At 42.6% G+C, this 13731-nt stretch carries 13 protein-coding genes; 8 read left to right on the top strand and 5 right to left on the bottom strand.

Going from position 1 to position 13731, the window contains the following annotated elements:
- Nucleotides 1–117 precede the first annotated feature (117 nt).
- Nucleotides 118–567 carry a MarR family winged helix-turn-helix transcriptional regulator gene (locus HJG39_RS09080; RefSeq protein WP_268408625.1) on the top strand — a complete coding sequence of 150 codons (450 nt, stop codon included), beginning with the start codon at nucleotides 118–120 and terminating at the stop codon, nucleotides 565–567.
- 153 nt (nucleotides 568–720) lie between these two features.
- Entirely contained in the window at nucleotides 721–894 is a 174-nt protein-coding gene (locus tag HJG39_RS09075) for a hypothetical protein (RefSeq protein ID WP_268408624.1), read from the top strand.
- Between the two features lie 35 nt (nucleotides 895–929).
- Here the strand turns inward: HJG39_RS09075 and HJG39_RS09070 are convergent, their stop codons facing one another.
- Nucleotides 930–1187 (bottom strand): DUF3081 domain-containing protein, encoded by a 258-nt coding sequence (locus HJG39_RS09070; RefSeq protein ID WP_268408623.1) that lies wholly within the window; start codon nucleotides 1185–1187, stop codon nucleotides 930–932.
- Nucleotides 1188–1319: 132 nt separating this feature from the next.
- Here HJG39_RS09070 and HJG39_RS09065 point away from each other — a divergent pair, with 132 nt between their 5' ends.
- Entirely contained in the window at nucleotides 1320–2090 is a 771-nt protein-coding gene (locus HJG39_RS09065) for a hypothetical protein (RefSeq protein ID WP_268408622.1), read from the top strand.
- A 40-nt stretch (nucleotides 2091–2130) separates the two neighbouring features.
- Here the strand turns inward: HJG39_RS09065 and HJG39_RS09060 are convergent, their stop codons facing one another.
- Complete coding sequence (locus tag HJG39_RS09060; RefSeq protein ID WP_268408621.1) at nucleotides 2131–3363, bottom strand: hypothetical protein; 1233 nt, start codon at nucleotides 3361–3363, stop codon at nucleotides 2131–2133.
- 160 nt (nucleotides 3364–3523) lie between these two features.
- Here HJG39_RS09060 and HJG39_RS09055 point away from each other — a divergent pair, with 160 nt between their 5' ends.
- Nucleotides 3524–4723 carry a dipeptidase gene (locus HJG39_RS09055; RefSeq protein ID WP_442781017.1) on the top strand — a complete coding sequence of 400 codons (1200 nt, stop codon included), beginning with the start codon at nucleotides 3524–3526 and terminating at the stop codon, nucleotides 4721–4723.
- A 48-nt stretch (nucleotides 4724–4771) separates the two neighbouring features.
- Here HJG39_RS09055 and HJG39_RS09050 read toward each other — a convergent pair whose 3' ends face one another.
- The gene (locus tag HJG39_RS09050) at nucleotides 4772–6454 is read right to left on the bottom strand and encodes a response regulator (RefSeq protein WP_268408620.1); all 1683 of its coding nucleotides are present in this window, start codon (nucleotides 6452–6454) and stop codon (nucleotides 4772–4774) included.
- 307 nt (nucleotides 6455–6761) lie between these two features.
- Here HJG39_RS09050 and HJG39_RS09045 point away from each other — a divergent pair, with 307 nt between their 5' ends.
- The 3 genes from HJG39_RS09045 to HJG39_RS09035 all read left to right on the top strand — a co-directional run bounded on the left by HJG39_RS09045 (nucleotide 6762) and on the right by HJG39_RS09035 (nucleotide 11611).
- Nucleotides 6762–7343, top strand: a complete 582-nt coding sequence (locus HJG39_RS09045; RefSeq protein ID WP_268408619.1) for a thymidine kinase — start codon at nucleotides 6762–6764, stop codon at nucleotides 7341–7343.
- Between the two features lie 100 nt (nucleotides 7344–7443).
- Entirely contained in the window at nucleotides 7444–8496 is a 1053-nt protein-coding gene (locus tag HJG39_RS09040; protein ID WP_268408618.1) for an efflux RND transporter periplasmic adaptor subunit, read from the top strand.
- A gap of 4 nt (nucleotides 8497–8500) precedes the next feature.
- Nucleotides 8501–11611: an efflux RND transporter permease subunit gene (locus tag HJG39_RS09035; protein WP_268408616.1), complete on the top strand. Its 3111-nt coding sequence runs from the start codon at nucleotides 8501–8503 to the stop codon at nucleotides 11609–11611.
- A 39-nt stretch (nucleotides 11612–11650) separates the two neighbouring features.
- On the opposite strand, the gene HJG39_RS09030 is transcribed toward HJG39_RS09035, so the two are convergent.
- A complete protein-coding gene (locus HJG39_RS09030; protein WP_268408614.1) occupies nucleotides 11651–12583 on the bottom strand; it encodes an FAD:protein FMN transferase in 933 nt (310 codons plus the stop codon).
- A 273-nt stretch (nucleotides 12584–12856) separates the two neighbouring features.
- Nucleotides 12857–13270, bottom strand: coding sequence for a globin domain-containing protein (locus tag HJG39_RS09025; RefSeq protein ID WP_268408613.1), 414 nt, complete (start codon nucleotides 13268–13270; stop codon nucleotides 12857–12859).
- Nucleotides 13271–13419: 149 nt separating this feature from the next.
- Between HJG39_RS09025 and HJG39_RS09020 the strand changes: the two genes are divergently transcribed.
- Nucleotides 13420–13716, top strand: a complete 297-nt coding sequence (locus HJG39_RS09020) for a hypothetical protein (RefSeq protein WP_268408612.1) — start codon at nucleotides 13420–13422, stop codon at nucleotides 13714–13716.
- The last annotated feature ends 15 nt before the right edge of the window (nucleotides 13717–13731 follow it).

The raw sequence follows: 13731 nt of genomic DNA, 5'->3' as shown, positions 1-13731 counted from the left end.
GAGGTATTTATGCTTGCCTCGCTATCACCGCACCTTAGAAATGTGTACACTTGCCTGAGCGCGCAAAACGCTGACATTAACAATCCCTAAACTTTTACGAAAGCTCAAACCACGATTATGTCTGAAGATAGACTCTTTTTCCTTATGCATCTCGGCCACCATGCCATGTTTAAACTTGCTGATAAACGATGCATGACCCGTTTAAATATTAGCTGTGTGCAATTGTCAGCGTTATTGTTTTTACAGAAAAACGATGGCTGCTTGCTTAAAGACTTAAGCGCTGGACTCGCACTCAACAATTCAGCCATTACGGGCTTAGTAACGCGAATGTTGAATACCGACCTAGTGAAAAAAAGCCCCTGCAAAGACGATGCTCGCTCTTACCGCATTTATTTGTCCGATAAAGCTAAGGACATCTTACCCAAAGGCTACGAGTTACTGCGCGAATTTAATCAAAAAATTGCAGCTACTTTTTCCCCAGAGGAAATGCAAGTCGTCACCCGCTTTTTAGCCTCACTCACCCAAGTTGAAGATCGCTTCCCTGAAGAATCCACATTAGATAACTGAGAATTGCTACACAAAACATTGAAAATGCACGCGACAACCGCTATTCAATGCCCTATAATTTGCGCCGAATTTTGCACTCAAGGCAATGATTAATCGTTAAATTGGCGGGAAAAGTGATTTTAGCCGCGCTATATCTCAGACAAGGAATCTATTGTGAATAAAAAACCACCTGAATCGTTGATCCGCACTTGGGTTTGGATGATGGCAGAGTCTAATAATCCTGACCTTATCGAACGTGGTAGAAACAATCTTATCTCGGCTTTTGGTAGCATGAAAGAAGCCATTGAATATATAGAAAAAGAAGCCAGCAAAGAAGCAGCCGACTAAGGTCACGCTAGCCTCTTTTCTGTAAGACTGAGCGTTTAGTAATTTTCATCTATTCGCTTGAGTTTTAGTTCGAATTGATGACGTTGTTCTTCATTACTGTACTGAAAGTGATATTGGTTATGGAAACCAAATTGCAACGTCACATTTGCATCATTGATGTAAAGCGTATAGCCGTCGAAGTCTGTGGTAGCATAAATGCCTTCCAACAAATACTTATCTTCTGTCTTTTCTCCATGCTCACGAATCTTTTCAAATACACGTAAGATCAGTTTATTATCGAGCTCATTTTTCATTGTTCCCCCTAGACAGATATAAAAAATCTGACATATTGATAAACTTTATTCATAATAGCGAAGAGTTCAGCTTCATATTTCTTTATTAGACAGGCTAGGTTACGGAAAAAGCACTAATAGGCGAAACGGACTATGATAAGACAACGACCGATCGTATTATCGCTGACTAACTTATTGAAAAAGATAGCAGAATATAGCATTTTTGCACTTATTCTGTTGTCTCCTATTGCGCATGCTGTCAACACGACATCCACCACCAAACTTCCAAAATCATTGACCTTTAGCACTAGTTCACATGCGGCCGTAGAGCATTATTATCAACCTCTTATTCAAGCAGCTTATCAACGCTTAGGAATTGATATTGAATTTTTACAGCTCAATGAAGAACGCTCAATCCGATTGCTGGACCAAGGTTTATTGGATGGCGATACTATTCGAACAGAAAATATCCATAAATCAAATAGCCACTTTATTCCTGTGCAAATGCTGGGAGAAGCCAGAATCTACCTTGTTTGCCAACCCCATATTGAGTGCAACGCAAACCTGCTGGAACAGAAGAAATTCTCGCTAGGTTCTGTAGGAGGTAGCTCACATTTTGATGATTTATTGGCCGACAGCGAAATCACTCAATTGCGCTATACCAATTACCACTTACTCAAAACCTCTTTTGAGCAGGGTAAGATTGACGCTTATATTGAGATCATTAGCGCTCATTACCACCAACAAGCTTTTCCCCAAAAAGCGAACACTGCATACTTAGAAACCATCCACGGTTTCCATTATTTACATGAATCGCATGCGCGTTTAGCACCTCAAGTGGCCGCTGCCATTAAAGAGATTCAGAACCAAATTCACAAAGAAGACGATAGTTGCTGGAAAGCGTTTCAGAAACCCAGCAACTAGCCTGCTTTAATACGACGGAAACCCTAATCAATTAGCGCCGTTAAAAATAGTATTCTAAATTTAGCTGTATAAAATCATCTCGCCTAAAGGCATACACTAAATCTGTCGGTTCATCAGCACTAAAGAACCAAGCATCCAAACTCCATTTAAGCTGGCTATTGATTCTGCTTCCAGCTTCAATGAAAGCGGAATAACTGGATGAGTCGTCTAAATCTTGTACATATCCCAGAAGCACTTCGGTTCCATCAACATCATTAAAAACGATGCGACTCCCAACAAATAAGTCATTTTGTCCCGGCCCAGTTGCGCTTTGGTCACGGTCGTCAAACTGATACTCCATTAACCAGCCTACATCCATTACAGAATCCATAATGCCGACCTGCGTATATTCAAACCCACCTGTCATAGCAAAAAAGCGGCCTTCGCTGGTATCCCGGCTTATTCCTTCAAACTTTAATAACCATGAATCCACTACTGAAAGCAGGTCCACGCCTATCTGTGTCATTTGTAAATACCAAGGACGCAATACCGGTGCGGCTCCGCTGGTATCTGCAATAAAGAATGGCTCTCTAGAGGTGCCATCGAAATACGATAGTCCAACATCCCAATCACCAAGGGTATGGCTGTAACGCGCGGCCCAATCAATATGGTGTCGCTCCTGAGAAGATTCATAGATGGGATTATCTGTATCCACTAACAGTTGTGGGCGTATTCGTCCTTCAATGCCCGGAAATGTTCGCTCTCTAAAATAAGGTAAGACAAACAGCGATGTTGTTCCCCAATCTCGAATCAAGGTGCCACTCACCATTGGTTGACCGAGTTTATCCTCGCCATCCACCGCTTCAATAGAGTCGGTTTGGTTGATCACATCCACTAAATGTTGCGATTCGGTTTGCCCCCAAAAGACCTTGCCCATCCCGGCTTTAACTTCCCAATCTGAACCAAACTGAAACCAAGTAAGTTCGCGAATGTCGCCATGCGTTCGCTCCGAATCTTGTTCATCTAAGCGTATGAAGGGTTTAAAAAGCAAGGCGTTGTCGCCGTCATTCCACTGGGTGTAGATTTCTGGTTCAAACAGTATTGACGTTTGATTATCGCCTTGTCTTGGTTCGGCTGCATCTTGTAAGAAAAAGCGGTGCTCTAAAATGACTTTACCGGTTAGTTCAATGTCGGCCTGAGCCGATGAAACATGGCCCAATAACAAGCATTGCACAGCCATTGCAGCGAAGGTATTGAGCCTACCCGCTACACTCGAATGAAAAAAAGCACTCATTATTTCTCCGTTTTATAGACTTCTCATAGACAGTGTTACACGAGCTTCACGGTGAGTTAACTGTCCTAAGGTGCATCATATTCCACTTGATTAACGAGATAAAATTCTTTATCACTACCATCTCGGTTATATTCTCTTTCCAAATAATGAATAAAAATTCATGAACATACTCGTGAAACACAACATCCAAACTTTAGCGACACTTATGCTGGCAAGTGCTTTGACGGCCAATGCTGCGCCAAGCCAGGAAGCTATCGCCCTATCACAGCACAATATCATTATCGACTCGCATATTGATGTGCCTTACCGCCTCCATAAAACCTGGGGTGACGTAACACAAGCCACTCAGGACGGTGACTTTGATTATCCTCGAGCAATTTCTGGCGGGTTAAACGCTCCTTTTATGTCAATTTATACACCTGCGTCCTTAGACAATTCCGCACAATCAACGGCAATGGCCAATGAACTGATTGATTATGTGGAGGCGATTGTAGGTCGTGCACCCAATAAATTTGCGATTGCAAAAACCGTCACAGATGTCCGTTCTCAATTTGATAAAGGATTAATTTCCCTTCCCTTAGGCATGGAAAATGGTTCGCCGATTCAAGGCGATTTATCGCTACTATCGCATTTTTATCACCGAGGTATTCACTACATTACTTTGGCTCACTCCCAAAGCAACCATATTGCCGACTCTTCCTATGATTTGCGTCGCAAATGGAAAGGGCTCAGTCCCTTTGGAAAAAAGCTGGTTAAAGAAATGAACGATATTGGCATCATGATTGATATTTCTCATGTGTCCGATGACGCTTTCTATCAAGTTATTGAATTAACCAACGTTCCGGTTATTGCTTCGCACTCTTCTTTACGCAAATTCACACCAGGGTTTGAACGCAATATGGATGACAAAATGCTGAAAGCCATTAAGCATAATGGCGGGGTTGTCATGATCAACTTTGGGTCAAGCTTTGTCTCTGCTTCATCAAATTCATGGGTTTCTCAATTCAACAAAAAACGCGATGAAGTAAAAGAAAAGAACAGCAACGACGAAGCGCAAGTGAAGGCGTTTGAAGACAAATACCGCCAAAATAACCCATTCCCATTTGCTGATATTGATGTGGTATTAGATCACATCGACCATGTTGTAGAAGTCGCGGGGATTGATCATGTGGGCATTGGCTCTGATTTCGACGGTGTGGGTGACTCTCTGCCTGAAGGATTAAAAGACGTGTCGACCTACCCTAATCTTGTGCAAGGTTTGCTAGATAGAGGCTACAGCCATAAACATATCAAACAAATTTTGGGTGAAAACTTCTTAAGAGTTTGGTCAGCAGTAGAAAACTACGCGCAAGCCCACTAACTTTTGTTTTCCCATTTTCCCATAGAGTAGCGAGCTAACCCTTGTGTTTTAGCTCGCTGCCAAAACGGCTTTCTCAGCTTTCTCTTTCAACTCCTGACTTAACACTTCTAACTCAAGCACCTCACTGTACTGCTGAAAGATGTGTTGCTGCTCGCCGCCAAGACGTTGATCTTTTAGCAAATCATAGGCTCTGGCTGCATTCTCTTTTTGTAAGCTATCAAGCATCCCTTGCTCTTTGAGCGCAGAAAGCACTTTGAGGACATTCATTGCGATAGGTTTGCTGTGGGGTGAGAGAACAAAGGCTTTGCTAAGCTCCATATAAGCAGGCATATAACGCTTATTGCGGTAGTGCTCGGTTGCCATTTCAGTTAATTCTTTGGGTGAGAAATGGATGTCTTTACGTTCAAGCGCTTCTTGCTCGATGTATTGCTTAATCACACTCCCTGCAAACGAATCATCTGCAATTTGCGCTTTCAATTCATCTAATAAACGCAAACATTCTTCTCGATAACCCAGTGCATGAAATGCCTTCACTTTATCAAGGTTATCTTCCAAAGACTCCAACAGCTCTTTACCCACTTCTTCTTTGAGTAACGCTTCGGCTTTTTTCTTTTCATCACGTAAACACATCATACGAACTTGAATTACATTGATCTGTTCTTTCAGCTCAGCTTTTCCGTATTCTGCTTCAAGTTGTGAAATCAGCCGCTCAGATTTTTGCAATATTTTTGATGCTTCCATTTCAGAAAGTGTAGATGCTAGATCGAGTCCTGAACGAATAACATTTAACATTAGCTCAGGTGAGTCATGAATGGAGTTTTTGGCATATTTGGCCATGTTTTGTGTCGCAACGTACTGGCCTTTCTTATCGTGATTTAACCGCGCCAAATTACACGACTTTTTATTCCTATCAATATTACGAGGCGCCAATTCAGTAGCCATTTTTATTTCTTCATAGGCTTGTGCATAATTCTCGTGCTCAATGTAATATTGCGCTAGTAAATCGTAAGCCATGAAACAGGTATCTTTACGCCCTTTTAATTCTCCAATTAGCGCTGCCGCTTCTTGCTCTTTTTCTTGCTTTAGTAACGCCCTCGCTAAGGCAATTTTTACCCAACCATAATCTAAATCTTGCATTAAGTTTTGATAGAAAATTTCCGCATCATGATATTCACGTAAATTCATCAAACATTCGCCAATTAAGCGTTTAATGTGTGGATGATAAGTAGCAATAGAATTATCGGTGAGTTGCCTTTCTCCGATGTAAATAGCCGAGGCGTATTCTTGGTGATCAACACAATAGTGCAAACGATAGAGCTTTCGTTTAACCAACAGCACTTGCTTTAAGCGCTCCAATACTTTTTTACGGTCCAGCGGTTTAACCCAAAAGTCATTAGGTTGTAGCTCTATCACGCAATTGACTAAAGATGATGAGGTTTCTGCGCTTAAGAAAATCACCACGGTACTCTTGGTGATATGGCCTTTAAGCTTGAGTTCTTCAAGAAGATGAAAACCGTCTTTATCGCTCTTAACGTTGAACGAAATGATAATAATATCGAAGGTTTCTTCAGCACATAAACGTGCTGCATAGTAAGCATTTTCAGCCGTACGAACCGAGCCGATGCCCAATTCAAGCAATGCTGATTTAATCACATCATGCACCAAGCTTTGATCATCGATCACCAAAGCTTGTTGCTCGCTAATTTGTTTAATCGGAGGAATTTCTATCAACCTACCCAACCCTACGTTACTACCATCCTGTCCCTTTTAGTGGCAATATTTTTAACATCCTGACACTCGTCACATACCGAGCACTAATATTGCCAACCACCTATTTTCGATTGGCTTATGATCACCAACCTACTTAAGTATTTATCGTTTAAAATATAGAAGTATTTAACTAAATCGTCATTAAATTTGTTTATTGAAGCATCCCGCTTGCGAAACAAAGTTTTACATATTGAAAAAGTCACTACCTATATCCGTTATAACCAATTTCAGGCAAAATAGCGGCCCCTACGATTTGAATTTTAACGTCATGGCTCAACTTTATTTTTACTATTCAGCGATGAACGCTGGCAAATCCACTACCTTGTTACAATCAGCATATAATTACCGGGAACGTGGAATGCGAGTAGAAATATTTACTGCCGCACTAGATGATAGATATCACGTTGGCAAAGTGGCTTCCAGAATCGGCCTTCAAGCTGATGCCCATTTATACTCTGACGACACCGATATGCTTGCGGCGGTAGAAAAGATTCAACCCAATGAAAACAAACGAATTGATTGCTTGCTCATTGATGAAGCACAATTTCTCACCAAGCATCAGGTACAACAGTTAACCCATTTAGTGGATGATTTAGGCATTCCTGTATTGGCATACGGTCTACGTACTGATTTTCAAGGTGAAACGTTTGAGGGCAGCAAGTATTTGTTAGCTTGGGCTGATAAACTTGTGGAGCTAAAAACGGTGTGTCATTGCGGACGTAAAGCAAATTTTGTTGTTCGTAGAGATGAGACCGGAAAACCCATTCGAGACGGTGAGCAAGTTCAGGTAGGTGGTAACGATAGCTACGAGTCAATGTGTAGAAAACACTTCAGAGAACTTATTTGGTAGCCCCATTTTAATGGGATTTATCAACCAGCTAACGACACTTTACTTCATACTTACCGTTTAATTTCAGCATAGTAAAGCTTTAATACAGGTAAAAAACTTGATGTCCCGAAAATCTGCATTTTCCCCTATTGCGGTTGCATTAGTTGTTGTTATCGCACTTTTGATTTATCTGAATCTTCCAGAAGCTCAGAAGCAAGGTAATCAGAATCGACCTGCTCCTCCAGTAAAATTGGCGGCAGCGTCAATGAAAGCGCTTCCTATTGTTGTTGAAGCGCTCGGCACAGCCCGAGCCAATGAAGCATTGACAATTACTGCACAAGAAACCGATACAATTTCGCAAATTTTGTTTGATGATGGCGATTTAGTTAAACAAGGTCAGGTGCTTGTTAGGCTTAACTCTAATGAAGAACAAGCTAAAGTAGAAGAGCTTCGAATTAACTTAAAAGAACAAAAACGCCAGTTAAAACGTATTGCCGACTTAGCTCAAACTAATTCCGCTTCTGCGCAATTGCTCGATGAACAACAAGCTAACGTGGACGCCTTAAAAGCCCAATTGGAAATTGCCAAATCACAAATTTCGGACCGTATTATTTATGCTCCATTTTCTGGACTTTTAGGTATTCGCCAAGTGAGTCAAGGCGCACTGGTGCGCCCCGGAGATGTTATCACCACATTGGATGATCTCAGCACAATCAAACTGGACTTTACTATTTCTGAAGAACATCTACCAAGCTTGGCTCGCAATCAATCCATTACAGCAACCTCCGTTGCTTATCCCGGAGAGATATTTGAGGGCAAAGTTAGCAGTATCGCATCCCGTATTGACCCTGTGACTCGTGCAGTACAGGTACGAGCGTTAATTGCAAACCCAGAACTCAAATTACGCCCGGGCATGTTGCTCAAAGTAACCGTCGAAAAACGTGTGCTGGATGCATTAATGATTAACGAAACCGCGGTAGTGCCGATTGGCGACAAACAGTATGTTTACCGAGTTGATACAGATAACAAAGCTCAACGCGTGGAAGTGGTTGTTGGTGAACGACGCCCCGGTAGCGTGCAAATCATTTCAGGCTTAAATGAAGGCGATAACATTGTTGTAGAAGGCGCTTTCCGTTTAAGCGATGGTGCGCCTGTTAACCCTGTAGGAGAGTAATCACATGCTACTCTCCGATATTTCTGTAAAACGTCCGGTTTTTGCAACGGTTGTTAACCTCATTTTGCTGGTTTTCGGCATTGTTGCTATTAGCTTGCTTTCCTTACGTGAATACCCCGACATCGACCCTCCCATTGTATCAATTAATACTAATTATCCGGGAGCATCAGCCAACATCGTTGAGTCCCGAATTACGCAGCTTCTCGAGGACCGCATTAGTGGTATTGAAGGCATAAAGAATATTACGTCGACTAGCCGAAATGGGCGTTCGCAAATCAGTATTGAATTTGACTTATCACGCGATGTAGACGCCGCAGCCAATGACGTACGCGAACGTGTCAGTAGAGCGCTAAACAACTTACCCGAGCAAGCTGATCCGCCAGAAGTGTTCAAGTCGGATTCGGATGAAGATGTCATTGTCTGGTACAACCTACGTAGCACCAATTTAGACGTCATTGAACTCACCGATTACGCTGACCGTTTTATTGTTGATAAATTATCGACGGTGGATGGTGTCGCCCGAGTACGTTTGGGTGGCGGACGCGAATACGCGATGCGTGTTTGGTTAGATCGTGATGCAATGGCTGCTCGTGGCATTACAGTGACCGATATTGAGCAAGTGATTCGCTCTGAAAATGTGGAACTTCCTGCCGGTGAAGTCGAGTCAAACTCTCGTGACTTTGAAGTAAGAGTTGCCCGTACTTTCTTGACTCCTGAAGACTTTGCTCAACTCGCCATAAAACAAGGCTCAGATGGCTATTTAATTAAATTGGGTGAAGTGGCCCGCGTTGAGCTAGGCGCCGCAGACGACGAAACCGAATTCCGTGGCGATGGCAAGAATATGATTGGCCTTGGCATTATCAAGCAATCTAAAGCCAACACGCTAGCCGTGGCAAAAGCGGCAAAAGATAAAATTGCTGAAATTCAGGCTGGACTCCCGGAAAACATTTACATAGTTGAAAGTTACGATTCATCTATTTTTATTCAAGAATCCATTGATGAGGTATACAACACCCTAGGCATTGCCATGGCAATGGTTGTTTTGGTGATTTTCCTTTTCTTAGGTAATGTTCGCGCCACTATTATACCGGCGATTACCGTGCCAATTTCCTTGGTTTCCGCCTTTATTGTGATGTACGCCTTAGGCTTCTCGATTAACTTGTTAACATTGCTTGCGTTGGTCCTTGCTATCGGCTTAGTGGTCGATGATGCGATTGTTGTACTAGAAAACATTTACCGTCGTATCGAAATGGGGGAACCTCCTATCCTTGCGGCTTACCGTGGCGCACGAGAAGTGGGTTTCGCGGTTATTGCTACCACGCTTGTATTAATTGCGGTATTCGTTCCGCTTGTCTTTCTGGAAGGGAATATTGGACGGCTGTTCACTGAATTTGCTCTCGCCATCGCCGCTGCCGTCGCTTTTTCCAGTTTTACGGCGCTGACTTTATGTCCCATGTTGTCATCCAGAATTCTTTCGAAGAAGAGTCGCGACAGTGGTCTTAGCGGCAAAATGGACATGCTGTTCAATCGATTAGAAAAACGCTACTACAACACATTGGGTAACACCATTCATCAACCCATTATTACCGTGTTACTTATTGTTGGCAGCATAATTGCCCTCTACGGCTTAGTAAAAGAAGTACCTACTGAGTTTGTTCCCAAAGAAGATAGAGGCAACTTCTTTATTTCAATGCAAGCAGCAGAAGGCGCAAGTTTTGAGAGCAATGCTGAGAATTTGAAAAAGATTGAAGCCATATTGCTTGAGTACGGCGAACGCGATGAAATCGAACGCGTGATTGTGCGCACGCCCGGCTTCGGTGGAAGTGCCGGTATTGCTATTGTCGGCGGGCTATCTTGGGAACAACGAACACGTTCTACTTTCGACTTAATGCAAGAGATCAGCGCTAAGTTGTCAGTTTTCCCAGAGATTCAAGCCTTTACTATTATGCGTTCCAGTCTAGGTGGTAGAGGATTAGGCCGCCCAGTTCAATTTGTGCTGCAAGGTAATACTTATGAGGAACTGGCTCGTTATCGCGACATTATTTTGAAAAAAGCTGCTGAAAACCCCGGGTTACAGCGTTTGGATTCCGACTACAAAGAAACCCTGCCACAACTTCTAGTCAATATTGATAGAGAAAGAGCTGCAAACTTAGGAGTCTCCATCGGCGATATTGGTCGCACATTGGAAACCATCTTAGGTCAACGCCGGGTCTCTACCTATCTTGATAGAGGGGAAGAATACGATGTCATTCTACAAGGTGAGAAAAGCGATTTTCAAAGCCCAAACAATATAGAGAACATCTACGTTCGATCTAGTCGAAGTGGGCAATTGATCCCATTAGATAACCTGTTAACTCGCAGCGAGAGAGCAACATCATCGAGTTTAAACCGCTACAATCGTATGCGTAGTATCACTATCACAGCAAACCTTGCAGATGGTTACACGTTAGGCGAAGCACTCGAATATTTGAACCGACTTGCGAAGGAGAACTTGCCAGAATCCGTTGGCATTGACTACCGTGGTGAGTCTCAGCTTTATCAAGAATCAGGTAACTCCATCTTATTTGTTTTTGCACTGGCTTTAACGATCACCTTCCTTGTTTTAGCGGCACAGTTTGAGAGCTTTATCCACCCTTGGGTGATTATGCTTACCGTACCACTAGCACTATTAGGCGCATTTGCCGGTTTATATTTCGCTGGTATGAGTATCAACATCTACAGTCAAATTGGTTTAGTTATGCTCATTGGGCTGGCGGCGAAAAACGGTATTTTGATTGTGGAGTTTGCCAATCAATTACGCGATGAAGGCTATGAGTTCGAAGAAGCCTTGCGTAAAGCATCTGCCTTACGTTTACGCCCAATCGTAATGACAGGCTTCACGACCGTGTTCAGTGCAATTCCACTTGTATTGGCTTCTGGCCCGGGCTCTGAAAGCCGAGCCGTAATTGGCATGGTTATTTTTGCCGGCGTATTAGTGGCAGGGTTTATGACATTATTTGTTGTGCCTACGGCGTATTACTGGCTAGCTCAGAAAACGGGCTCACCCAATAAAACCGCTAATGAAATTGCGGCGCTAGAGAAAAAACACCCGTACACTAAAGGGGAATTGAAGTAATATTACTTTAGGCTGTGTCACTCTGGCACAGCCTTTCACTTAGTTGCGACTAATATAGCGCTGCATCGCTTCGGAAAAAGTTTCTTTAAAGCGTCCATCTGGCAACTTCTCAATAAACAATGCGGGGATATTTTCCTTATTCGCCAGTGCCATCGCTTTTTCGTGCCCTAAAACCATAAAGCTGGTTGAAAGGCCATCGGCGATCATACAGGAAGGATGAAGCACCGTTACCGAGACTAACCGGTGATTAATTGGCTGGCCGGTTTTTGGGTCAATAATATGGGAATAACGCTTACCGTCCCGTTCAAAGAAATTACGATAGTCCCCCGAAGTGGCTACGCCGTTATTACCCGGTTGCAAAATACGTTGCACGGTTTGCACGGTTGATATCGGCTTTTCGATAGCAACACGCCAAGGTTCCGCATGCGCTTTGGTTCCCTTCACTCTTATTTCGCCACCAATTTCAACTAAGTAGTGGTGAATACCATTTTGCTCCAGTACCTCAGCAACCTCATCAACACCAAAACCTTTCGCGATAGTCGATAAATCAACATATAACAAAGGTGTTTCTTTACTAAGCTTGCCGTTTTGTAAATGCAACTTACTAATGCCTGAACGCGCCCTTGCTTGCGTGATCTCCTCTGGCGACGGCGTTTTGTTAGGCACTTTATCGGGGCCAAATCCCCACAAATTGACTAATGGACCCACTGTCACATCCAAGGCTCCGCCAGTAAGCTCCGCCAAATTAATCGACTCTGCGACCAATGTATTTAAATCTTCTGATAATGCGACAGGCTCATCACCCAAGCTTTGATTAAATAGCGAGAGTTCCGAATCAGGAATATAGGTTGATGCAACCTGATTCACTTCTAATAAACGCTGCTTAATTTGCTGATGAACATCGGATGTGACTTCATCATCACTCATCTCGGAATTCGTGGGGTAATAACTAATGCTGTATGTGGTTCCCATTGTTTCTCCATGGAAAACCACACGTTGCTGGGTCGATGGCGAACACGCATTCAGGAAGCTAAAGCTAATAATTAGTAGAAGAAAGGCATATTGCCGATATTGATTAAAACAGGAGTGAAACCGATACATTACGCGTGATCCAAATTCAAAAGTGCCATAATCTTAAGGACAAATAACGTAAAGTAAACCTGAGAATGTAGTAAGCCCAAAATAGGCTTGTATCGGATCATTTGCGCCAAATCAAATCAAAGATACACACCAAAGCTTCTGAGTTTATTCATCTCTCATCAAACGGCTAATGCATCGAAACACTTGTTGCCAAGCGACTTCGAGTTCTTTAGAAAAAGTCTCACCTTGAACGTCTTGTAGCATCATGATTAATGCCTTTTCGACGATCTTATAATGCGCTCTTTGCACCCCATAACCTACATGGCGCGCCCCTAAGATTCGAAGATCATCGGCAATAGAATCCAAGTCATACAAGCTATTCACCGCCATCGCTAAGACCTTCATCAACATAACACCTTGCACATGAATGTCGTTTTTAAAAAGTGCTTTTAAACTGGGGTCGAGTTCGAATAAGCGTCGGTAAAACGCAGCAGAGCAGGAAACGGCATGAGGCGCAACTTGTGTAAAAGAGCGCTGAACAAGTTCAATTTGCCGATGATTGATGGATAGATGACTCATATAACAACTACATTCCCTTATATAATGTAAGTTTAGCAGTAAATTTTTAGTTCACTCGTTGCATTTCCAAGATTTGTGTTTGTCATTATTTTGCAATATAGATAATAAAAGATTAGTGAAAGCTCACATTGATAAGACAGGATCATTTTGTGTCTGATAAACATCAACAACAAAAGCAAGCCACACTGCTTAAGCATCTTTCCCAAATTAAACAGGAATTGGCGTTGCAAGCGCATTTAATGACTTTAGAAGTAAAAGATGAGTGGCAAACCATCGAAAAGCGTTTACATGAAATTGAGCGTCAAGCAGAGCACTCTTTAGAAGAGCTGATTCAGAAAGTAGGACAAGCAGAAGAGCGCTTCTTCGTAGCTAACGAGCAAGAGCTCGATGCTTTAGTTGAAGAATTAAAGGCACTGAAATCTAAGCACGAAAAACCAAGAACTTAATCCCACCTCTCCTTT

It is taken from the genome of Alteromonas sp. a30, assembly GCF_026788005.1.
In the GTDB taxonomy this organism is placed as follows: Bacteria; Pseudomonadota; Gammaproteobacteria; order Enterobacterales; family Alteromonadaceae; genus Paraneptunicella.
This window is presented reverse-complemented; position numbering and strand designations above follow the sequence as displayed.

Excerpts from the sequence above, each read along its gene's own strand:
- HJG39_RS09080 (WP_268408625.1), top strand. The coding sequence starts at position 118 with ATGTCTGAAGATAGACTCTTTTTCCTTATGCATCTCGGCCACCATGCC.
- HJG39_RS09070 (WP_268408623.1), bottom strand. The coding sequence starts at position 1,187 with ATGAAAAATGAGCTCGATAATAAACTGATCTTACGTGTATTTGAAAAG.
- HJG39_RS09065 (WP_268408622.1), top strand. The coding sequence starts at position 1,320 with ATGATAAGACAACGACCGATCGTATTATCGCTGACTAACTTATTGAAA.
- HJG39_RS09060 (WP_268408621.1), bottom strand. The coding sequence starts at position 3,363 with ATGAGTGCTTTTTTTCATTCGAGTGTAGCGGGTAGGCTCAATACCTTC.
- HJG39_RS09055 (WP_442781017.1), top strand. The coding sequence starts at position 3,524 with ATGAACATACTCGTGAAACACAACATCCAAACTTTAGCGACACTTATG.
- HJG39_RS09045 (WP_268408619.1), top strand. The coding sequence starts at position 6,762 with ATGGCTCAACTTTATTTTTACTATTCAGCGATGAACGCTGGCAAATCC.
- HJG39_RS09040 (WP_268408618.1), top strand. The coding sequence starts at position 7,444 with ATGTCCCGAAAATCTGCATTTTCCCCTATTGCGGTTGCATTAGTTGTT.
- HJG39_RS09035 (WP_268408616.1), top strand. The coding sequence starts at position 8,501 with ATGCTACTCTCCGATATTTCTGTAAAACGTCCGGTTTTTGCAACGGTT.
- HJG39_RS09030 (WP_268408614.1), bottom strand. The coding sequence starts at position 12,583 with ATGGGAACCACATACAGCATTAGTTATTACCCCACGAATTCCGAGATG.
- HJG39_RS09025 (WP_268408613.1), bottom strand. The coding sequence starts at position 13,270 with ATGAGTCATCTATCCATCAATCATCGGCAAATTGAACTTGTTCAGCGC.